Origin of the sequence: Mesorhizobium sp. M2A.F.Ca.ET.067.02.1.1 (assembly GCF_004023285.1) — a bacterium.
Lineage (GTDB): Bacteria > Pseudomonadota > Alphaproteobacteria > Rhizobiales > Rhizobiaceae > Mesorhizobium.
Genome location: NZ_RZSB01001262.1, coordinates 1 through 872, shown reverse-complemented (window position 1 = coordinate 872; position 872 = coordinate 1). Strand labels below are relative to the sequence as shown.

Sequence of the window (872 nt, the reverse complement as noted above, 5' to 3'; positions counted from 1 at the left end):
CCAACATCGAGATAGAAGGCGCGGGCACCTCCGGCGAGGGTGGTTCGACCGAGGCTGCCCCTGCGGCCGATGGCGCTAGACTAGGTTCGATCGCGCTGAAGCTTTCGGGCTCGGAAGCGTCGGCCGACAGCCCGTCGCGACTGGCGGCCTCGCTCTCGCTCACCGGCTCCGTGCTCGACCTGGACGAACGCGGGCTGCTGCCTCTCGACGTCGATGCCGATGCCACGCTGATGGCCGGCTCGAACAAGATCTCGGTCGACCGGCTGCTGATCAAGAACGGTCGCTCCAGCTTCGACTTTGCCGGGTCGATCGGGCCGAAGCCGGCAGCCGCCGGGGAGGAGCCCGCATACCGCTACGACCTGACCAGCGACGGCTCGACGCTGGCGCCTTCGGAATCGCCCGAACCGGCGCTTCGGTTCCTGGCCCGCATCGCAGGCGTCTATCAGCCAAAGAGCCGCAAGCTCGTCGCCGAGCAGATCGGCGTCCGGTCCGGCGGATCGGGCGAAGTGCTGGGCGCGGCCACCGTCGCCTTCGTCGACAACGGTCCTCCGGGCGTGTCGCTGTCGCTCAACGTTCACGGCATGCCGGTCTCGCATGTGAAGCAATTGTGGCCCTGGTTTTCGGCCCGCAATGCGCGGCTTTGGGTGCTGGGTAACCTGTTCGGGGGTACAGTGACCGACGCCAACCTGCAGTTCCAGGTGGTGCCGGGGCGCCTGGGCAATGGCGTGCCGCTCACCGGCGACGAAGTGTTCGGCCGTTTCCAGATCGAAGGCTCGCGCTTCGATACCGCCGGGCGCATCCCGCCGGTTCGCGACGCGGTCGGCGTCGTCGCGTTCCACGGCAACGATGTCGACATCGCGCTCTCCTCGGGC

The 872-nt window shown here is 68.1% G+C and carries 1 pseudogene; it reads left to right on the top strand.

Annotation, left to right across the window (positions count from 1 at the left end):
* Window positions 1-872: pseudogene (locus EOA28_RS37195) on the top strand (hypothetical protein); the annotation flags it as partial.